This window comes from Paracoccus sp. SM22M-07, assembly GCF_001887735.1.
Classification (GTDB): domain Bacteria; phylum Pseudomonadota; class Alphaproteobacteria; order Rhodobacterales; family Rhodobacteraceae; genus Paracoccus.
In genome coordinates this window covers 41,461-62,194 of record NZ_JPKW01000015.1, presented here as the reverse complement: position 1 = coordinate 62,194, position 20,734 = coordinate 41,461, and the positions used below count along the sequence as shown (strand labels likewise).

Sequence of the window (20,734 nt, the reverse complement as noted above, 5' to 3'; positions counted from 1 at the left end):
AGCGCCCCGCACGTCCGACCCCGGCCGCCGCGCCAGCCGCCGCGACCCCGGCACCGGCGCCCGCTGCGGCACCGGCCCGGCCCGCCGCAGCGCAACCGGCTGACGGACTTGGCGCGCGACCGCCCAGCATCTCGCGGCCCGCGCGCAGTCCTGAACCGGCTGCGGCGCCGACTGCCTCTCCGGCTGCCGAAGCCGCACCGGCAACGGGGGCTCGGCCTCCGTCGCGTCCCCAGGATCTGTCGTCGCTGGAGGAGGGCAGCGCGTCCGAAGACGACGCCCCCCGCCAGCTGACCCAAGCCGAACGTCACCTGCTGGAATTGCAGCTGCGCGACCTGCGGACGGCACAGGCGGGACAGGCGGGCTTCAGTTCGCAGGAACGCGGGTTGGTCTTCCAACTGGCCGATGCGCGTCCCACGCGAAAGCCGGTTTCGGTTCGCGGCCCGTCGCAGAAGGCGGTCGAATCCGCCGTCGCACAGGCCGTCGGCAGCGGCCGTCCCGAACCCAAGGCGGGCGGACAGGACACGGCAGCCACCCCCGACAGCGCCCCGCCCGCCATCCGGGCAACCGCGTCCGGAGAGCTGGGCCGTTCGGCACGCCCCGGCCCCAAGCCGCGCAGCCAAGGATCGGCCAGCCTGTCAGCCGCCGCGGTGGACCAGGCCGTCGCATCGGCGCTGGAAGCCAAGCCGTCGGCGGGATCGGTCGCCTTGACGTCGCTGGCCTCATCCGCGCTGCCACCGCGCCGCGCGGCCAATGCGGCACCGGTTGCGGCCAATGCGATGGTCGCCACGGCCGCACCGGTCGCTGCCGCCATCGCCCCCACGGCGGTTGACCGCCAGGCTGCCTCCGAAGCGGCAGCGCAGGCGGAACAGCGCCGCCAGGACGAGGAATTGCAGGCACAAGCCGAAGCGCGCGCCCGGTCACAGGCCGCCGCCGATGCCCGCGCCGAGGCACAGGCCCGCGCCGCAGCCGAAGCCCGCGCCCGCGCGCAGGCCGAAGCCGAGGCCCGCGCCGCCGCCGCCCGCAACCAGCGCTATCAACCGCCCGAAGTCGATGCCGAACCCGACGTCATTGCCGCCATCCCGCAGGGCGCGAACGGATCGGCCGGTTCCAGTGCGACCGTCAAGGACGGCATCAAGCTGAACAGCACCCAGATCATCGGGACCATCGGGGCAGGCCAGGCCAGCCGCGCGCTGGTGCGCCTGTCGAACGGCCGCGTCCTGACGCTGCGCATCGGCGACAAGATCAACGGTGGCCAGATCACCGCCATCGGCGACAGCCGCATCACCTATCAAAAGCGCGGACAGGCCTTTGCCCTGGGCGTCCTGAACGGCCAGTGACACACGACGGCCCTGCGCGGTGGCGCGGGGCCGGACCTCAGGTCATCCCCCCGGAACTTCACCCATCCAGGCGGCGGATCGCATAACCCTGATCCTGCAGCAGGTTCAGGACCCCCGCCTGCCCCGGCAGATGCAGCGCACCAAAGGCCGCAACGATCCCACGACCGTTCGCGCGGGCCTTGTCGGCGCCATCGATCAGCACCTTGATCCATTTTCGATTGCGATCATCCATCAGGCGCTGCTGGGCCAGGGACATCTGCTCATCAACCTCGGATTTCGGCAGACCGGAATTGTCATAGGCGTCGAAGCGGCCGAATTCCCAGATCTGCCAGACATTCCCGCTGAAATAGGCATCCGTCAGCGTCACCGCATAATCATCGGCATAGGCCGCCGATGGCAGGGCCGCGCGGATCATGTCCAGTTCCTGAGCCGGCGTCAGGTCGGCATAGAGATCAAAGATCGTGTCCCAGGGTTCCAACGCGCGGATGGGCGTTTCGGCCTTTTGCGCCTGATGGACCAGCAGGTGATCCAGACCGCCCGTCTTGCCGCCGGTGCTTTGCATCGCGTCCAGCATGCAGGGCGAAATCCCCAGCATCATCGAGACATACCACGGGCGCAGCCGCGAGGTGATGACGGCGGGCGAACCGCGATCGGCCATGGCGGTCGATAATTGTTGCCATTCCTCGGGGGTCAGCCGTTCGGGCAGGGTCGGACCGTCGGGATCGACCATCAGGCTGGGATCGGATTTCAGCGCCTCGGTCAGGCGGCTTTCCTCGCGCGGGCCGGCCTCGACATAGAGGGCGGCCGCATCGGTGATGAAGGGCCGCAGCCGATCGACCATGGGGGCATGCCGCGCGTCGCCGAAATGATAGGTCCCCACCAGCGTGATGCGGTGGTCGCCCTTTTCGGCCTGAAACAGCAGACCTTCGCGGAAAGGCACGTCCCGCACGGCGTTTTCGATCCGGGCCTTGCGGTCGGCGGGCATGGTGTCGAACAGGTTGCGCCCCTTGCAGGCATCGGCCACCGCAGGGGCCGACAGGGACAAAAGCGCAAGCGCGGCGGCCTTCAAAACATGTCGCATCGCGTCTTTCCAACTGCGTGATCAATACCGCGCAAGCTGTCACGAAACCGGCCCGCCTTCCAGCCGGGGCAATCAAATTCCCGCGTCAAACCCGTTGACAGTGTCGTGTGTCGGCCCTAGATCAACGTCATTGGCACTCGCAGCCGGTGAGTGCCAACAACGCAACACTGCAACCTGAAACATCGGAGTGTTCACATGGCATTCAAACCGCTGCAAGACCGCGTTCTGGTCCGCCGCGTCCAGTCGGAAGAAAAGACCAAGGGCGGTCTGATCATCCCCGACAACGCCAAGGAAAAGCCCGCCGAAGGCGAAGTCGTCTCGGTCGGTGATGGCGCACGCAAGGACTCGGGCGAGCTGATCGCACCCTCGGTCAAGGCAGGCGACCGCGTGCTGTTCGGCAAATGGTCCGGTACCGAAGTCACGGTCGACGGCGAAGAGCTGTTGATCATGAAAGAAGGCGACATCCTGGGCGTGATCAGCTGATCCCCGGATAGACCCTTTCTTCAAACAAACTTCAGGAGATTCAAATGGCAGCTAAAGAAGTCAAATTCGGCACCGACGCACGCGACCGCATGCTGCGCGGCGTCAACATCCTGGCCGACGCCGTCAAGGTGACGCTGGGCCCCAAGGGCCGCAACGTCGTCATCGACAAATCCTTCGGCGCGCCCCGCATCACCAAGGACGGTGTTTCGGTCGCCAAGGAAATCGAACTGTCCGACAAGTTCGAGAACATGGGCGCCCAGATGGTCCGCGAAGTCGCTTCGCGCACCAATGACGAAGCCGGCGACGGCACGACCACCGCGACGGTTCTGGCCCAGGCCATCGTCAAGGAAGGCATGAAGGCCGTTGCTGCCGGCATGAACCCGATGGACCTGAAGCGCGGCATCGATCTGGCCACCAGCAAGGTCGTCGAGGCCATCAAGGCCGCAGCGCGTCCCGTCAACGACACCGACGAAGTCGCCCAGGTCGGCACCATCTCGGCCAACGGTGAAGCATCGATCGGTCGCATGATCGCTGACGCCATGCAGAAAGTCGGAAACGAGGGTGTCATCACCGTCGAAGAAAACAAGGGCATGGAGACCGAAGTCGAAGTCGTCGAAGGCATGCAGTTCGACCGCGGCTATCTGTCCCCCTATTTCGTGACCAACCCCGAGAAGATGGTTGCCGAAATGGAAGACGCCTACATCCTGCTGCACGAGAAGAAGCTCTCGTCGCTGCAGCCGATGGTTCCGCTGCTGGAAGCCGTCATCCAGTCGGGCAAGCCGCTTGTCATCATCTCGGAAGACGTCGAAGGCGAGGCTCTGGCCACTCTGGTCGTCAACAAGCTGCGCGGCGGCCTGAAGATTGCTGCCGTCAAGGCACCGGGCTTCGGCGATCGCCGCAAGTCGATGCTGCAGGATCTGGCCATTCTGACCGGCGGTCAGGTGATCAGCGAAGACCTGGGCATGAAGCTGGAAAACGTCACGATCGACATGCTTGGCACCGCCAAGAAGGTCACGATCAACAAGGACAACACCACCATCGTCGACGGCGCCGGTGAGAAGTCCGAGATCGAAGCCCGCGTCAGCCAGATCCGTCAGCAGATCGAGGAAACCACCTCGGACTACGACAAGGAAAAGCTGCAGGAACGCGTCGCCAAGCTGGCCGGCGGTGTCGCAGTCATCCGCGTCGGCGGCATGAGCGAGATCGAAGTCAAAGAGCGCAAGGATCGCGTCGATGACGCTCTGAACGCAACCCGCGCAGCCGTTCAGGAAGGCGTTGTCGTCGGTGGCGGTGTTGCCTTGGTCCAGGGTGGCAAGGTTCTGGAAGGCCTCTCGGGCGCCAACAGCGACCAGGATGCAGGCATCTCGATCGTTCGTCGCGCGCTGGAAGCACCGATGCGCCAGATCGCCGAAAACGCAGGCGTCGACGGCGCTGTCGTGGCCGGCAAGGTCCGTGAATCCACGGACAAGGCCTTCGGCTTCAACGCTCAGACCGAAGAATATGGCGACATGTTCAAGTTCGGCGTGATCGACCCCGCAAAGGTCGTCCGCACCGCGCTGGAAGACGCTTCCTCGGTGGCCGGCCTGCTGATCACGACCGAAGCCATGATCGTCGAAAAGCCCGAGCCGAAAGGCCAGGGCGGCGGCATGCCCGACATGGGTGGCATGGGCGGCATGGGCGGCATGATGTAATCATCCCCCTGCCCCTCGGTAGAAACGGAAAAGGGCACCCTTGGGGTGCCCTTTTTTATTATGATTTCAATGCATATAGATATGGTGTTTTAATTCCGGATCACGCATTTCCGGGCATTGCGATATGGAAAGTGAACTGGGACGATATTCCAAGGTCGCGGCGCTGAGCGTTTCCGTCGCCTCGGCGACATTCGTGCTGGCGGTGCTGATCCTGATCATCGTCATCGGCATGCTGCAATCCAGTCCGATGAATACGGATTTTGTCCAATCCCTGATCACAAGCTGCAGTGAAAACGTGAACCATTGCAATGTCGCGATGGAATTGATCATTCAGGAAACATGCGGATCGCGCGTCGGATTGGCGCCGTATTATCGCTTTGCGATCTTAGCCACGGCCATCGTCGTCGCACCGTCCATGGTCGTGCAGCGCAGCGTCCTGATCTTCAAACGCATCACATCTGCCAGCCATCCCATGCCCGCCGAACCGGGCGACGGTACGCGGAATGGCACCTGGTTCACGGGGTCGCGGAAGGGCACGTTCTCGGCCGAATCAGCGTTTCCGGGCCTGCTGATGGTCGCCATGGGGGCGTTCTGCCTGATGGCGACGCTGTAGCTGGCCGGACCGAAGGCTCCGCAGATCTCGATCTATGATGTGCCGATCTATGTGCCCGGCAATGGGCAGGTCGCGCAGGGTGCCTTGATGTCGCTTGGCGGATCACCGATCGCAGCGTCCGACAATCCGCAATTGGACAAGATCGGAGCGTTGGAACATGCAGCCGAATAACCATCGTCCAATTCTGCCGGTCCTGTTTCTGATCATGGCGACGAATTTGCTTCCGGCGCAGTATTCCATTGAAACCTATCAGCGCCGCATATCCGAATGCATGGGTGATCCGTCATCCCCGCAATATGCGTCCGATATCTGCGTGGCATTCAGGGATGGCGTCATTTACGCGCGCGATGCGCTGAAAGGCAGCGATCCCGGCAATATCACGCGGTATAATGCATATCCCCAGCAGATATATTCCTCTGCGCCACAGGTTTTGAAAACCGTTGGACCAGAAAACCCTAATTGGCGACATGCTGCGACAGGACGGGCCGACCAGCACCATCCTGTTGGTCGGCCCGCGATCAGGGACGGTCAGCGCCACGCCGGTGCCGGTCGCGCCACCGGCCGCGGCCCCCCAGAGCCGGGCGCCCTATCTGCAGCAGGTGCGCTGACGGCTACTCGATGCGTCCTTCGACCTTCATCGACTTGCACAGCGACTGGAAACGCGACCGTGCCACCTCGCCCATCAGGGCGCGACCTGTCTTGGTCAGGTTCAGCGTCACGCTTTCCCCCGGCACATGCACCAGCGATGCCGCATCGGCCAGATCGTCGATGGCGAACATCGCGCCGAAACGCATCGCCTTGCCCAGGATCTCGGCCGCCAGGATCTCCTCCTCGGACAGCAGTGCAAACAGCGGGGCAAGCTGCGATTGGGCGCGGTTGTTCTTGTACCGATGCAGCAGCGCCAGCCCCAGATAGATCCGTTCCGGGTGGCTGAGCGCGGCCATGTTGGCGCGCGTCACATTGTCGAAGCAGGCCTCGGCGCGGTAATCGGGATGCGCGCGCCAAGCCGTGTCATGCAGCAGGCAGGCCGCCTGCATCAGGCGGTCGCGTTCGGGCGGCAGGTCGGGAAACAGCGGCAGCAGGAACTGGTACAGCTTCTTGCCAAAGCCCGGCAGGCGGGCCATCTGCTTTTCGGTAAAGCGGGCGGCTTCGATCAGCGGGTCGCGGCGGCGCAGCGTTTCGGACATATGCTCGTAAAGCAGCCCCTCGCGGATGCCAAAGCTGGAAACGGCCAGCTCGGTCGGCGCGAAGACCCCGATCAGCTGCGACAGGACCTGCCCCGCCAACGGCACCAGTTCGATCCGCGAGGATGAGATGCCGACCTTGCCGCGCAGCGTGTTCAGGTCGTGCTGGCCCATCCAGTCGATGGTCTGGGCGACGGCCTCGGGGGTCATCCGGTATTCGTGCAGCACCGTCATGGGATAATCGCTGCGTTCCATGTCCAGTCGCGCAATGGCTCGCCACGACCCTCCGACCAGATAGATGCGTTCGTGATCGGTCCCGACCTCCTGGGCCAGTTCGGTCAGGATGGCGGTGATATGCGCCTGCAGCTTGTCAGCTGGCACCTGCTGCAGACGGAACGGGCCCAGCTGCGACGTCACGCGCTTACCGACCTTGCCGTTTTCGACGACGGCCAATTCCAGAGAGTTGCCGCCGATATCGCAGACCAGACCCTTGGCATCGGGCCATCCCAACAGCACGCCCTGTGCCGACAGCCGTGCCTCTTCCTGGCCGTCGATGACCCACAGCTTCAGGCCGGTTTCCTTTTCGACGCGCGCCTGGAAGGCGGGGCCGTCCTCGGCCTCGCGCACGGCGGCGGTGGCCACGCAGGTCAGCGGTTCGATATCCATGCTTTTCGCCAAAGCTGCGAAACGCGCCAGTGCCGAAAAGCCCCGCTCGACGCCGGCGGGGTTCAGGCGACCGGTCGTGGCCATGTCCTGCCCCAGACCGGCCATGACTTTTTCGTTGTAGAAATAGGCTGGCGACCGCGCCGCGCCGTCAAAGACCACAAGGCGGATCGAGTTCGACCCCACATCGACGATGCCCACGCGTTTCAGAGCGCGTTTGGGCAACTTGCCGAATTTGCGACCGAATGGCTCGATCTTCTGTCCGCTGGTGGTTCGCACCCCGTTCATGTTTCAAGCCTTTCGCAATGCCTTCAGGTTCATTGGCCCGACAACGCCCAAGCGTCAATCGGAAGAATGCGTCAGGGCGGGAACGTCCCGCGCCCCGGCCGTCCCCCGCCCCGACAGCGAAGGGTTCTCCATGAAGAACCGGTGGCAGTTGAACAGATCCTCTCGGCCCTGCGGAAGATAACGCAGGTAGCGGCCATCGGGCTGCAGCAGCCAGCTTTGCGCCTCATCGGCCATGTTGGCGGCCATGACCTGGTTCACGATCTGCGCCTTGACGGTATCGTTGCGGCATTCGACCAGCGTCTCGACCCGACGGTTCAGGTTGCGGTCCATCCAGTCGGCCGAACTGATGAAGACCCGCGCCTTGATCGAGGGCAACCCGTAACCATTGCCGAAACAGACGATCCGCGAATGCTCCAGATAGCGACCGACGATCGACTTCACGCGAATATTTTCCGACAATCCCTTGATGCCAGGACGAATTCCGCAAATGCCCCTCACCACAAGGCTGATCTTGACCCCGGCTTCGCTGGCGGCGTAAAGCGCCTCGATGACATCGGTTTCGGTCAGGGAATTGACCTTGACCCAGATGGATGCCGGATGCCCCTGGCGGGCGAATTCGGCCTCGGCGGCGATCAGGGCGATCAGGTGTGCCTTCAGTTCGATGGGCGAAATCGACAGGTTCTCCAGCCCTGCAGGCTGCACATAGCCCGACAGATAGTTGAAGACCTTGGTCGCATCGCGCCCCAGTGCCGCATCGCAGGTGAACAGCGACAGGTCGGTATAGATCCGCGCCGTGATCGGGTGATAATTGCCCGTCCCGTAATGGGTATAGGTGACCAGCGCGTCGCCTTCGCGGCGCACGATGGTGCTGATCTTGGCATGCGTCTTGTAGTTCACGAAACCATAGACGACATGCGCCCCGGCCCGTTCCAGGCGACGCGACTGGCGGATATTGGCGGCTTCGTCGAAACGCGCCTTCAGTTCGACCAGCGCGGTCACCGATTTCCCGGCTTCGGCAGCCTCGCAAAGCGCGTCCACGATCGGGCTGTCGCGGCTGGTGCGATAGAGCGTCTGCTTGATCGCCAGCACGTCGGGATCACGCGCCGCCTGCGCCAGAAAGCGCACCACCATGTCGAAGGTCTCATAGGGGTGATGCAGCAGCATGTCCTTTTGCCGGATCGCGGCAAACATGTCGCCGTCATGGTCCTGCACCCGTTCAGGGACGCGCGGGGTAAAGGCAGGCCACAGCAGGTCGCGGCGGCTGTCCAGCACCAGCTCGGACAGGTCGGCCATGCCCAACAGGCCCTCGACCTCGATCACCTCGTCGGCGGTCACCTCCAGCTCGTCCATGATCAGGCGGCGCAGGCGGTCCGGCGCGCCCGATGTGATCTTCAGACGGATGACGCTGCCGCGACGGCGACGCTTCAACGCGGTCTCGAACTCGCGCACCAGATCCTCGGCCTCTTCCTCGACCTCCAGATCGCTGTCGCGCAGCACGCGGAAACTGCAATGCCCGACATCGCGATAGCCGGGGAACAGGCTGGACAGATGCATCAGCAGCAGGTCTTCCAGCCGCAGGAAACGCTCGCCCCCCGGCAGGGACACGAAGCGCGGCAGCTGCGCCGGGATCGGCAGCAGGGCCTGCATCTTGCGGTCATCGGTTTCGCGCGCCAGCTGCAGGGCCAGCGAAAAGCCCGTGTTCGGGATGAAGGGAAACGGGTGCGCGGGATCGATGGCCAGGGGCGACAGGACCGGAAAGACCCGGTTCTGGAAATAATGGTGCAGGAATTCTTCCTCGGCGCGGGTCAGCCGCTGACGGGACAGGATGACAATGCCCGCCTGTTCCATTTCCCGGCGCAGCCCGTTCCAGACGCCCTGCTGGGCGGCCATCAGCCGTCGCGCATCGGCGTTGATCAGGGCCAGCTGTTCGGCGGGCAGCAACCCGTCATCCGAAGGCGTCGTGCTGCCTTCGCGGACCAGTTCGCGCAGGCCCGCGACGCGGGTGGTATAGAACTCGTCCAGGTTCGTGGCGCTGATCGACACGAAGCGCAGCCGCTCCAGCAAGGGGACGCGTGGGTTGCGCGCCTCATCCAGAACCCGCCAGTTGAAGGACAGCCAGCTGAGTTCGCGGTTGAAAAAGCGGGTCACGCCCTGCGGCACGCCACCAGGCAGGTCCTTGGGTTGCGGAAAGGGCGAGCGGAGAAAATCGGCTTGGGTCATGGTGTTCCAGCAGCGGAGGTTGGCGGGATCATGCGTCAGCCTCGGACAGCTTGTCCAGCAGCTCGGCGGCGATGCGGCGGGTGACGGGGCCTTTCTGGGCCATCGCGGCATGATCCATCGCGGCGACCAGGCGGCGGGCCAGCCCCAGGTCGCGATCCATGTGCAGCACCAGCCAGTCGATCAGCCCGGCCGGGACGGCCAATTGACGGTCCGCGAACAGCTTGACCAGCACGGCGGCCAGCAAGGCCTCGTCCGGGGGGCCAAGATGAACCTGCGGCATCGCGTCCATCCGGGACCGCAGATCGGGCAGGACCAGCCCCCAATCGCGCGGCGGCCTGCGGGCGGTCATCATCAGCAGGCAGTCGCGCGGCCCGCAGAGGTTCCACAGGTGGAACAGCGCCTGTTCGACCCCGGCGCCAAAGCCCGAACGGTCCGCATCCTCGACCACGACCGCACCGCCTTTGGCGGCCAGCATGTCGGGGGCGTCGGGACGAAGCGCACCGGCCGCGATCCGGCGCGCCCCGTTTTCCGCCGCCCAGAACGCCGCCAGATGGGTCTTGCCCGCGCCTTCCGGCCCGATCAGCAGCATCCGCCCGTTGGGCCAGGACATCGGTGCGTCCAAGGCCGCCAGCGCCGCGCGGTTGGCGGGGGCCGGCAGGAAATCGGCCCGCGCATGGGCCGGAGGCGTGGTCAGGTCCAATGTCAGTTGGCGGGACAAGGCTTGGGTCACGCGGCCTCCGGTTCAGTCGGTCGTGCGGCGCAGCAGGTCTTCCTGCATCTGCTCGATCTCCTGCTGCCCGCGGGCATGATCGGCGGCGATCCGGGCCTGGCGCATGCTGTCGCGAACGGTGCCCGTCGGCACGATTTCCACCAGGATCGGCATGGCGGGATCGGATGGCGACGACTGACCGGTATAGAGGGAACTGTCGCGATAGCGTGCGATCAGGAAACGTGCCAGAACCCCAAGCGCCGCCGCCATCGGCACGGCCATGACCAGCCCCACGAACCCGAACAGCGCGCCAAAGACCGACAGGGCCAGCAGCAGCCAGACCGGGTGCAGACCGACATGGCCGCCGACGATCTTGGGTTGCAGGTAGTTGCCCTCGACCACCTGGCCGATGCCGAAGATGGCGACGACCGCGCCGATCCAGACCGGTTCCCCCCAGAAGCTGAACAACGCGACGCCGATGGCCGTCGCCCCGCCGATCAGCACGCCGACATAGGGGATGAAGGACAGGCAGGCGGCCATGATCCCGATGAAGAAGCCGAAGGGCAGCCCCACGAACATCAGCGCCAACGCGTACCAGATCCCCAGGATCAGGATGACCAGCGACTGCCCGCGCAGAAAGCCCGACAGCGCGTCGTCGATCTCGGAGGCCAGCTGGCGGACGGTGCCTGCATGTTCGCGCGGCAGGTGGCGGTCGACGGCCTCGACCATGTTGTCCCAGTCCAGCAGCAGATAGAAGGCCACCACCGGCACGATGACCAGAAGCGCGATGGTCCCGATCACGCCGCGCACCGATCCCAGGATGGTCGAGGCAAAGCTGCCCGCGCGTTCGCCGATGGCGGTCTGCAGGTCGGCCAGCGTCTTTTCCAGCCCCGCCCCCTGCGGGATGGTGCCGGGAAAGCGGTTGTCGACGAAGGCGCGGGCCTGGTCCAGCATCTGCGGCGCGGTCTCGATCAGGGCGCTGGCCTGGCGCAGCAGCACCGGCACGATCAGCAGAACGACCGCCACGAAGACCAGGACGACGACGAAGGTGATGACCACGACGGACATGGTCCGCGACAGGCCCATCCGTTCCAGCCTGTCGGCGACCGGGTCCAGCAGATAGGCGACCCCTGCCCCCAGGATGAACGGAAGAACGGCCTGGCCCAGCAGCCACAGCGTCAGCAGCAGGGCAACCGCCGCCACTCCCCACCACATGATCTGCTTGCGAACGGGGATGCGCATGTATCTGCCCTTGTGATTTGATCGTCGCGGCAAATGTGACCTCGCACGCGGTCGGTTGCAAGCGCGATGCGGTGCCTTCGCACTCCGGCGGTCCCCGCAGGTTCTTGGCAAGTGGCCCCCGATCCGGTAACCCTGCGCCAAACCGCTTTGAAGGACCGTTTCCCATGCGCATGTCGCGTTATTTCCTGCCCGTACTGAAGGAAGACCCCAAAGAGGCGCAGATCGTCAGCCACCGGCTGATGCTGCGCGCGGGCATGATCAAGCAGCAGGCGGCGGGGATCTATTCCTGGCTGCCCCTGGGCTTCAAGGTGCTGCGCCGCATCGAGCAGATCGTCCATGAGGAACAGCAGCGCGCCGGTCACATCCCGATGCTGATGCCGACCCTGCAGCCTGCCGACCTGTGGCGCGAATCCGGTCGTTACGACGATTACGGCGAGGAAATGCTGCGCATCCGCGACCGGCAGAAGCGCGACCTGCTCTATGGTCCGACGAACGAGGAGATGATCACCGACATCTTCCGCAGCCACGTCAACAGCTACAAAGAGCTGCCGATGACGCTGTATCACATCCAGTGGAAGTTCCGCGACGAGATGCGCCCCCGCTTCGGCGTGATGCGCGGCCGGGAATTCCTGATGAAGGACGGCTATACCTTCGATCTGACCAAGGAAGACGCGCTGCACGCCTATAACCGCCATCTGGTGACCTATCTGCGCAGCTATGAACGCATGGGCCTGCAAGCCATCCCGATGCGCGCCGACGGCGGACCGATCGGCGGCGACTACACGCATGAATTCCTGGTGCTGGCCGAGACCGGCGAATCCGAGGTGTTCTATGACAGCCAGATCACCGACCTGAAATTCGGCGACCGCCAGATCGATTACGACAATGTCGAGGAATGCCAGGCCGTGCTGGAGGAATTCACCAGCCGCTATGCCCGCACTGACGAAACCCACGATCAGGCCATCTTCGACCAGGTCCCCGAGGAACGCCGCCGCACCGCCCGCGGCATCGAGGTCGGCCAGATCTTCTATTTCGGGACCAAGTATTCCGAACCGATGGGCGCGACGGTCGTCGGCCCCGACGGGGCGCGCGTGCCGGTCCACATGGGCAGCCATGGCATCGGCGTCAGCCGCCTGCTGGGCGCGATCATCGAGGCCAACCACGACGACAAGGGCATCATCTGGCCCGAAGGCGTGACCCCCTTCCACGTCGCCATCGTCAACCTGAAGCAGGGCGACGGTTCGACCGATGGCGCCTGCGAGGCGATCTATGGCGAATTGCAGAACCGCGGTCTGGACCCGCTCTATGACGACCGCAACGAACGGGCGGGGGCGAAATTCGCGTCCATGGATCTGATCGGCGCGCCTTGGCGCATCACGGTCGGCCCGCGCGGTCTGGCCAACAACCTGGTGGAACTGACCGACCGCCGCAGCGGTGAAAGCACCGAGATGTCGGCGCGCGACGCCATCGCGCGCGTCCAGCAGATCTATCAGCCGATTCTGGGCCTGTCGGTTCAGGACAAGTAAGGCTTTCCGACCGGCGGCCCCGCGCCGCCGGTCGGTTCCCGCATGGTGCAGATTGGCGTAACGTCACCTTGTCAATCTGTCCAAAAACCATGCAAATCGAAGCGACATCGCGCTTTCTTTTTCGCAGATCGGCTTCTAACGTCACCCGCAGGACAACGTTCCAACTGGGAGACGACCAATGAGAAAGCTTCTTCTTGCGACCGCCGCTGGCGCATTGATGGCCGGTGCCGCTGGCGCTGAAGAAATCAAGCTGGGCGTATCGCTCGGCTTCACGGGACCGCTGGAATCCATGGCACCGGCCATGCAGCAGGGTGCCGAACTGGCCATGAAGGAAGTCAGCGACAGCGGCCTGCTGCTGGACGGCACGACCGTCGCGTCGGTCACCGGCGACAGCACCTGCATCGACGCCGCCGCAGCCACCGCCACCGTGGAACGCCTGATCGCCGCAGAAGGCGTCAAGGGCATCATGGGGGGCATGTGCTCGGGCGAAACGATCGCCAGCCTTGAAAACGTCGCCAAGGCGAACGGCATGGTGATGATCTCGCCCTCGGCCACCTCGCCCGCGCTGACCACGATCGAGGATGACGGCCTGTTCTTCCGCACCGCGCCGTCGGACGCCCGCCAGGGCGACGTGATGGCCGACATCGTTCTGGGCCGCGACATCAAGACCGTCGCCGTCACCTATACCAACAACGATTACGGCAAGGGCCTGGCCGACAGTTTTGCCAAGGCGTTCGAGGAAAAGGGCGGCACCGTCACGGTCAACAGCGCCCATGACGACGGCAAGGCCGACTACTCCGCCGAAGTCGCGGCACTGGCAGCCGCCGGTGGCGACGCGCTGGTGGTTGTGGGTTATGTCGACCAGGGTGGTTCGGGCGTGGTCCGTGCCGCGCTGGATACCGGCGCCTTTGAAACCTTCGTCTTCCCCGACGGCATGGTCGGCGCCGCGCTGGAGACTAATTTCGGTTCGGAAATCGACGGCAGCTTCGGCCAGAACCCCGCCGCTGACGGTCCGGGTCGCGAAACCTTCCTGAAGATGGCGACGGATGCGGGCTTTGACGGCTCGGGCGCCTTCTCGGGCGAGGCTTACGATGCCGCCGCCCTGATGCTGCTGGCCATGGCCAAGTCGGGTTCGACCGATCCCGCGACCTACAAGGGCAGCGTCATGGATGTCGCCAACGCCCCCGGCGAGGAAATCCTGCCCGGCGAGCTGGCCAAGGCGCTGGAGATCATCAATGGCGGTGGCGATGTCGACTATGTCGGCGCCACCGCGGTCGAACTGATCGAGCCGGGCGAATCCTCGGGCGTCTACCGCGAGGTGGAGTTCAAGGATGGCAAGATGGAAGTCGTCGGCTATCGTTGACGCCGGCTGACTGACCGAAAGCCCGGCATCGTCATGATGCCGGGCTTTTCGCAATGATAACAGGCTTTTGCAGCCGGATCTTCGCCAAAGACGTGAAGACAGGGAAGTAGATGACATGATCAGGGTCGAAGACCTTCACAGACATTTCGGGGGCTTTCACGCCGTCGATGGCGCAAGCCTGACGATCGAGACCGGTTCGATCACCGGGCTGATCGGCCCGAACGGCGCGGGCAAATCGACGCTGTTCAACGTGATCGCGGGCGTGCTGCCCCCCACCTCGGGGCGGGTCTTCATGGACGGTGAGGATATCACCGGCCTTCCGCCCCACGCGCTGTTCCACAAGGGCCTGCTGCGGACCTTCCAGATGGCCCATGAATTCGCCAGCATGACCGTGCGGGAAAACCTGATGATGGTCCCCGGCATGCAATCGGGCGAAACCATCTGGAAGACCTGGTTCCAGCGCGGCCGCATCGCCCGCGAGGAAGCAGAACTGCGCAAGAAGGCCGACGAGGTTCTGGATTTCCTGACCATCCGGCATCTGGCCAACGAACATGCGGGCAACCTGTCGGGCGGTCAGAAGAAACTGCTGGAACTGGGCCGCACGATGATGGTCGACGCCAAGATTGTCTTTCTGGACGAGGTCGGCGCGGGCGTGAACCGCACCCTGCTGATGACCATCGCCGACGCGATCATCCGCCTGAACAAGGAACGCGGCTATACCTTCTGCGTCATCGAACATGACATGGATTTCATCGGCAAGCTGTGCGACCCGGTCATCGTCATGGCCGAGGGCAAGGTTCTGGCCCAGGGCAGTGCCTCTGACATCATGCAGAACGAACAGGTGATCGAGGCCTATCTGGGCACCGGTCTGAAGAACAAGGACATGGTGGGCGCATGAGCGATCGCAATTCCAGCTTTGGCAATCGCGGCAATCGCGACGCCTCGGTCGTCAACATGAAGGGCATGGGCACCATCGACGGCACCCGCAGGTCGGGCCCGGTCGGTGCCGGCCGCTCGGGCGACCCCTTCCTGATCGGCGAAGGCATGACCGGCGGATACGGCAAGGGTGCCGATATCCTGCATGACTGTACCATCGCCGTCGAAAAGGGACAGATCGCGGTGATCGTCGGCCCGAACGGCGCCGGCAAATCCACCGCGATGAAGGCCATCTTCGGCATGCTGAACCTGCGCCAGGGCAGCGTGCGCCTGAACGGTCAGGACATCACCGCGCTGAACCCGCAGGACCGCGTCAAGGCGGGCATGGGCTTCGTGCCGCAGGTGAACAATATCTTCCCGTCCATGACGGTCGAGGAAAACCTGGAAATGGGGGCCTTCATCCGGGGCGACGACATCCGCCAGACGATGCAGCAGGTCTATGACCTGTTCCCGGCCGTCGCCGAAAAGCGCCGTCAGGCCGCGGGCGAGCTGTCGGGCGGCCAGCGCCAGCAGGTCGCCGTGGGCCGCGCGCTGATGACCCAGCCTTCGGTCCTGATGCTGGACGAACCCACCGCGGGCGTCAGCCCCATCGTCATGGACGAATTGTTCGACCGCATCATCGCCATCGCCCGCGGCGGGCTGCCGGTGCTGATGGTGGAACAGAATGCGCAGCAGGCGATGAACATCGCCGACAAGGCCTATGTTCTGGTGCAGGGCGCGAATGCCCATACCGGCACCGGCGCCGAACTGATGGCCAATGACGAGGTGCGCCGCACCTTCCTGGGGGGCTGAGCCATGGATATCCTGAATGCCCTCGTGGTCTTTCTGAACTTCGTCTTCATTCCCGCCGCCGCCTATGGCGCCCAGCTGGCACTGGGTGCGCTTGGCGTTACGCTGATCTATGGCATCCTGCGCTTTTCGAACTTCGCCCATGGCGACACCATGGCCTTCGGCACCGCCGTCGTGATCCTGGTGACATGGGGCCTGCAATCGCTTGGCATCACGCTTGGGCCGCTGCCCACGGCGCTGCTGGCCCTGCCCGTCGGGATCGCGGCGACGGCGGCGCTGGTGCTGGCGACCGACCGGGCCGTCTATCGCTTCTATCGCGTCAAGAAGGCCGCGCCGATCATCCTGGTCATGGCCTCGGTGGGCGTGATGTTCGTGATGAACGGGTTGACGCGCCTGCTGATCGGCGTCAGCGAATACCGCTTTGACGATGGCGCGCGTTTCATCATCAACGTGCGCGATTTCCGCGACTGGACCGGCCTTCCCGAGGGCCTGGCGCTGCGCAGCACGCAGGCGCTGACGCTGGTCGTGGCCGTCATCGTGGTGGCCGCGCTGTTCTGGTTCCTGAACCGCACCAAGTCGGGCAAGGCGATGCGCGCCTATTCCGACAACGAGGATCTGGCCCTGCTGTCGGGCATCGACCCCGAACGCGTCGTGCGCCTGACCTGGATCATCGCCGCCAGCCTTGCGACCATCGCCGGCACGCTTTACGGCTTGGACAAGTCCTTCAAGGCCTTCAACTATTTCCAGATCCTGCTGCCGATCTTTGCCGCTGCCATCGTGGGCGGCCTGGGCAGTCCGCTTGGCGCCATCGCAGGCGGTTTCCTGGTCGCCTTTTCCGAAGTGGCGGTCACCTATCCTTGGGTCAAGGTCGTGGGCTACATCGCGCCCGGCTATGAACCGGGGGGGCTGATGCAGCTGCTGGGGACGGAATACAAATTCGCCGTCAGCTTCGTCATTCTGATCGTGGTCCTGCTGTTCCGCCCCACCGGGCTGTTCCGCGGCAAGTCGGTGTAAGGGGGGAACGGATATGTCCAACACTCGTCAATCCGCAGGCTACAGCGCGTGGCGCGCGCCCATCCTTTTCGCCATCCTTGCGATCCTGTTCGTGCTGGAAGGTACCGTGAGGAACAGCATGTTCTCGGGCAGCTGGAACACCTCGCTGGCGATCCTGAACATGGGGTTGCTGTCGGCCATCACGGCCTTGGGCGTGAACATGCAATGGGGCTATGCGGGCCTTTTCAACGTGGGCGTCGTGGGCTTTCTGGCGCTTGGGGGGCTGGCACCGGTGCTGGTATCCCTGCCGCCGGTCGAAAACGCCTGGCAGGCCGGGGGCAGCAGGCTGCTGGCGGCGCTGGCCGTCGGCGTGGGGGTCTTGGCCATCGCCAAGCTGGTCTGGACACGGACCCGCAGCGGGCTTGCCATCACGGCGATCCTGATCGCGGGCTTTGTCGCCTATCGCTATCTTTTCGACCCCGCCGTCATCGCGATCGAGGCGAACAACCCGTCGCGCCACGGCAATATCGGCGGGCTGGGCCTGCCGGTCCTGCTGTCATGGATGGTCGGGGGCCTTTTCGCGGCCGTGGCGGCCTGGGCCATCGGCAAGGTCGCCTTGGGCCTGCGGTCGGATTATCTGGCCATCGCCACCCTTGGCATCGGCGAGATCATCGTCGCCGTCATGAAGAACGAGGACTGGCTGGCGCGCGGCGTCAAGAACATCACCTCGATCCCGCGCCCCGTCGCCTATGAGGTCGATCTGCAGAACAACCCCGATTTCGTCGGTTTCGCGCAAAGCTGGGGTTTCCAGGCCGCCGAGGCGTCGGGGATCTGGGTCAAGCTGTCCTACATGACGCTGTTCCTGGTTGTGCTGCTGGTGCTGATCCTGTTGGCAGAGCTGGCGCTGAAATCGCCCTGGGGCCGCATGATGCGCGCCATTCGCGACAATGAAACCGCGGCCGAAGCGATGGGCAAGGACGTCACCCGCCGTCACCTGCAGGTGTTCATCCTGGGTTCGGCGGTCATCGGCATCGCGGGCGCGATGATGGTGACGCTGGACGGGCTGCTGACGCCGACCAGCTATAACCCGCTGCGCTATACCTTCCTGATCTGGGTCATGGTGATCGTGGGCGGGTCGGGCAACAACTGGGGCGCGGTGCTGGGCGCGGTGACCATCTGGTTCCTGTGGATCAAGGTCGAGGTCTGGGGCCCTGCCCTGATCGGCCTGCTGACGGCGACCCTGCCGGATGGGCCGCTGAAGCTGCACCTGTTGGACAGCGCGCCGCATATGCGCTTCATCGCGATGGGGCTGGTCCTGCTGCTGGTCCTGCGATTTGCACCAAGGGGCCTTCTGCCCGAAAAATGACGAACGGGGCGCCACTGGCGCCCCGTTTCCGTTTCAGCTGCAATCGTTGCCCAGGACGACGCTGTGCCAGATGCGTCCGTCGGATCCGCGAGCGGCGCCCGAACCGACCTCATAGCTCAGCTGACCCAGGACCTGTTCGCGGTTCGCACCCGGCACCATCCACCCGGCGACGGTCGCCGGCGCGCTGCTGCCGGACCCGACCAACTGCACGACGCCACAGGTCGGATACCCGACCGCCCGTGCCCGATCGACGACATTCGATCCGTTCGATCCCGCCACGTCGGCACGCCCCATGCGCGCCATGTCGCAGGCATGGGATGCGGCGATGCGGTTCAGAAGATCACTTTCGGCCAGTTCGGACTTGCCCTCGATCGACCGGGCGGCTGCGATACCCTCGCGCAGTTGCTGGGCGGCCAGGGTGTCGCCGTTGCATTGCAGGGCCAGGGCCTCTTCGGCGGGGGGCTGGGGTTGCGTCAGCCGGGGGAACCCCGATTGGCATCCGGCAAGCGCGACGACGGCGGATGCTGCAATTAGGGAAACCTTGACCATGACGTAACCTCAGCTGCTGACTTGATACATTTCTGCCCAACGCAAGGAGGTTTGGGCGGTTCCGCACGACCGCTTGATGCGAAGGTCTTGCATGGGCGCAAAAGCCCGCTTAAAGCGCAGTCATGACCCAGCACCAGCGCCTTTTGATCATCGACTTCGGCAGCCAGGTGACGCAGCTGATCGCGCGTCGCCTTCGCGAACTGAACGTCTATTGCGAAATCCACCCCTTCAATTCGGTGACCGACGCGTCGCTGCGCGAGATGGCCCCGCAGGCGGTCATCCTGTCCGGCGGTCCGGCCAGCGTGACCCAGGAAGACAGCCCCCGCGCGCCCCAGGCCGTGTTCGAGATGGGCGTACCCGTCTTTGGCATCTGCTATGGCCAGCAGGTCATGATGGAGCAGCTGGGTGGTCATGTCGAAGCGGGTCACCATGCCGAATATGGCCGCGCCTTCATCGCGCCCGCCCCCGGCCACAAGCAGGATGGCATCTTTGCCGGCCTGTTCGGGACCGGCCGCGAGGAAGTCTGGATGAGCCATGGCGACCGCGTCACCAGCCTGGCCCCCGGCTTCGAGGTGATCGGCACCTCGCCCAATGCGCCCATGGCAATGATCGCCGACGAGGCGCGCCACTTCTACGCCGTCCAGTTCCACCCCGAGGTGCATCACACCCCGAACGGCCGCACCATGCTGGAAAACTTCGTTCGGCTGGCGGGCTTCACCGGCGACTGGACGATGGCATCCTACAAGGATGAGGCGATCCGCAAGATCCGCGAGCAGGTGGGCGACCGCAAGGTCATCTGCGGCCTGTCGGGCGGCGTCGATTCGTCGGTGGCGGCCGTCCTGATCCACGAGGCGATCGGCGACCAGCTGACCTGCGTCTTCGTCGATCACGGGTTGCTGCGGCTGAACGAGGGCGACGAAGTCGTCAAGATGTTCCGCGACAACTACAACATCCCGCTGATCGCGGCGGATGAGGCCGACCTGTTTTTGGGCAAGCTGGAGGGGGTTTCCGACCCCGAAACCAAGCGCAAGATCATCGGCGGCCTGTTCATCGACGTCTTTCAGAAATACGCCACCCAGATCGAGGGCGCGGATTTCCTGGCCCAGGGCACGCTTTATCCCGACGTCATCGAAAGCGTCAGCTTCAGCGGCGGCCCGTCGGTCACGATCAAGTCGCACCACAATGTCGGCGGTCTGCCCGAAAAGATGGGCCTGAAGCTGGTCGAACCGCTGCGCGAGCTGTTCAAGGACGAAGTCCGCGAACTGGGTCGCGAACTGGGTCTGCCCGAGAGCTTCATCGGCCGCCATCCCTTCCCCGGCCCGGGCCTTGCGATCCGCTGCCCCGGAGAGATCACCCGCGAAAAGCTGGAGATCCTGCGCAAGGCGGACGCGGTCTTCATCGACCAGATCCGCAAGCACGGTCTTTATGACGACATCTGGCAGGCCTTCGTGGCGATCCTGCCGGTACGCACCGTGGGCGTGATGGGCGATGGGCGGACCTATGATTTTGCCTGCGCGCTGCGCGCGGTGACTTCGGTCGACGGCATGACGGCGGATTACTATCCCTTCACCCACGAATTCCTGGGCGAAACGGCGACCCGCATCATCAACGAGGTCAAGGGCATCAACCGCTGCACCTATGACATCACCTCGAAGCCCCCGGGCACGATCGAGTGGGAATGACGCGGCACCGCGTCGCATC

General features: G+C 64.5%; 17 protein-coding genes and 1 pseudogene. 12 read left to right on the top strand and 6 right to left on the bottom strand.

The genetic code is table 11. The annotated features are described in order from the left end of the window. Window positions 1-1,337: pseudogene (locus tag IE00_RS20255) on the top strand (pilus assembly protein PilP); the annotation flags it as partial. 58 nt (window positions 1,338-1,395) lie between these two features. On the opposite strand, the gene IE00_RS16890 reads toward IE00_RS20255, so the two are convergent. Beyond that, window positions 1,396-2,418, bottom strand: coding sequence for a TraB/GumN family protein (locus tag IE00_RS16890; RefSeq protein ID WP_072298367.1), 1,023 nt, complete (start codon window positions 2,416-2,418; stop codon window positions 1,396-1,398). 195 nt (window positions 2,419-2,613) lie between these two features. Here IE00_RS16890 and IE00_RS16885 point away from each other — a divergent pair, with 195 nt between their 5' ends. The 4 genes from IE00_RS16885 to IE00_RS20250 all read left to right on the top strand — a co-directional run bounded on the left by IE00_RS16885 (window position 2,614) and on the right by IE00_RS20250 (window position 5,813). Then, on the top strand, window positions 2,614-2,901 hold the full coding sequence (locus tag IE00_RS16885) for a co-chaperone GroES (RefSeq protein WP_072298366.1): 288 nt from the start codon (window positions 2,614-2,616) through the stop codon (window positions 2,899-2,901). Between the two features lie 44 nt (window positions 2,902-2,945). Next, entirely contained in the window at window positions 2,946-4,592 is a 1,647-nt protein-coding gene (gene groL, locus IE00_RS16880) for a chaperonin GroEL (protein WP_072298365.1), read from the top strand. A gap of 124 nt (window positions 4,593-4,716) precedes the next feature. After that, the gene (locus tag IE00_RS16875) at window positions 4,717-5,205 is read left to right on the top strand and encodes a hypothetical protein (RefSeq protein ID WP_072298364.1); all 489 of its coding nucleotides are present in this window, start codon (window positions 4,717-4,719) and stop codon (window positions 5,203-5,205) included. Window positions 5,206-5,645: 440 nt separating this feature from the next. Beyond that, entirely contained in the window at window positions 5,646-5,813 is a 168-nt protein-coding gene (locus IE00_RS20250; RefSeq protein WP_205949702.1) for a hypothetical protein, read from the top strand. Window positions 5,814-5,816: 3 nt separating this feature from the next. Here IE00_RS20250 and IE00_RS16870 read toward each other — a convergent pair whose 3' ends face one another. From IE00_RS16870 to IE00_RS16855, 4 genes are read right to left on the bottom strand one after another with little or no spacing between them, the layout of a single operon-like run. Further along, a complete protein-coding gene (locus IE00_RS16870; RefSeq protein ID WP_072298363.1) occupies window positions 5,817-7,340 on the bottom strand; it encodes a Ppx/GppA family phosphatase in 1,524 nt (507 codons plus the stop codon). A 54-nt stretch (window positions 7,341-7,394) separates the two neighbouring features. Then, a complete protein-coding gene (locus IE00_RS16865) occupies window positions 7,395-9,560 on the bottom strand; it encodes an RNA degradosome polyphosphate kinase (RefSeq protein WP_072298362.1) in 2,166 nt (721 codons plus the stop codon). Between the two features lie 28 nt (window positions 9,561-9,588). Next, the gene (locus IE00_RS16860) at window positions 9,589-10,290 is read right to left on the bottom strand and encodes a chromosomal replication initiator DnaA (protein WP_240493973.1); all 702 of its coding nucleotides are present in this window, start codon (window positions 10,288-10,290) and stop codon (window positions 9,589-9,591) included. A gap of 12 nt (window positions 10,291-10,302) precedes the next feature. Further along, complete coding sequence (locus tag IE00_RS16855) at window positions 10,303-11,511, bottom strand: AI-2E family transporter (protein ID WP_072298361.1); 1,209 nt, start codon at window positions 11,509-11,511, stop codon at window positions 10,303-10,305. A gap of 164 nt (window positions 11,512-11,675) precedes the next feature. On the opposite strand from IE00_RS16855, the gene proS reads away from it, so the two are divergent. The 6 genes from proS (at window position 11,676) to IE00_RS16825 (ending at window position 18,484) form a co-directional block, all read left to right on the top strand. Next, on the top strand, window positions 11,676-13,037 hold the full coding sequence (proS, locus tag IE00_RS16850; protein ID WP_072298360.1) for a proline--tRNA ligase: 1,362 nt from the start codon (window positions 11,676-11,678) through the stop codon (window positions 13,035-13,037). Between the two features lie 178 nt (window positions 13,038-13,215). Then, window positions 13,216-14,400: an ABC transporter substrate-binding protein gene (locus IE00_RS16845; RefSeq protein ID WP_072298359.1), complete on the top strand. Its 1,185-nt coding sequence runs from the start codon at window positions 13,216-13,218 to the stop codon at window positions 14,398-14,400. Window positions 14,401-14,515: 115 nt separating this feature from the next. Further along, window positions 14,516-15,298, top strand: coding sequence for an ABC transporter ATP-binding protein (locus tag IE00_RS16840; RefSeq protein ID WP_072298358.1), 783 nt, complete (start codon window positions 14,516-14,518; stop codon window positions 15,296-15,298). Next, window positions 15,295-16,128 carry an ABC transporter ATP-binding protein gene (locus IE00_RS16835; protein ID WP_072298357.1) on the top strand — a complete coding sequence of 278 codons (834 nt, stop codon included), beginning with the start codon at window positions 15,295-15,297 and terminating at the stop codon, window positions 16,126-16,128. The genes IE00_RS16840 and IE00_RS16835 overlap by 4 nt, the downstream gene beginning before the upstream one ends. A gap of 3 nt (window positions 16,129-16,131) precedes the next feature. Continuing rightward, the gene (locus IE00_RS16830; protein ID WP_072298356.1) at window positions 16,132-17,139 is read left to right on the top strand and encodes a branched-chain amino acid ABC transporter permease; all 1,008 of its coding nucleotides are present in this window, start codon (window positions 16,132-16,134) and stop codon (window positions 17,137-17,139) included. A gap of 13 nt (window positions 17,140-17,152) precedes the next feature. Continuing rightward, window positions 17,153-18,484, top strand: a complete 1,332-nt coding sequence (locus tag IE00_RS16825; RefSeq protein ID WP_072298355.1) for a branched-chain amino acid ABC transporter permease — start codon at window positions 17,153-17,155, stop codon at window positions 18,482-18,484. A 33-nt stretch (window positions 18,485-18,517) separates the two neighbouring features. Here the strand turns inward: IE00_RS16825 and IE00_RS16820 are convergent, their stop codons facing one another. Further along, the gene (locus tag IE00_RS16820; protein ID WP_072298354.1) at window positions 18,518-19,033 is read right to left on the bottom strand and encodes a CAP domain-containing protein; all 516 of its coding nucleotides are present in this window, start codon (window positions 19,031-19,033) and stop codon (window positions 18,518-18,520) included. Window positions 19,034-19,155: 122 nt separating this feature from the next. On the opposite strand from IE00_RS16820, the gene guaA reads away from it, so the two are divergent. Then, window positions 19,156-20,715, top strand: a complete 1,560-nt coding sequence (gene guaA, locus IE00_RS16815; protein ID WP_072298353.1) for a glutamine-hydrolyzing GMP synthase — start codon at window positions 19,156-19,158, stop codon at window positions 20,713-20,715. The last annotated feature ends 19 nt before the right edge of the window (window positions 20,716-20,734 follow it).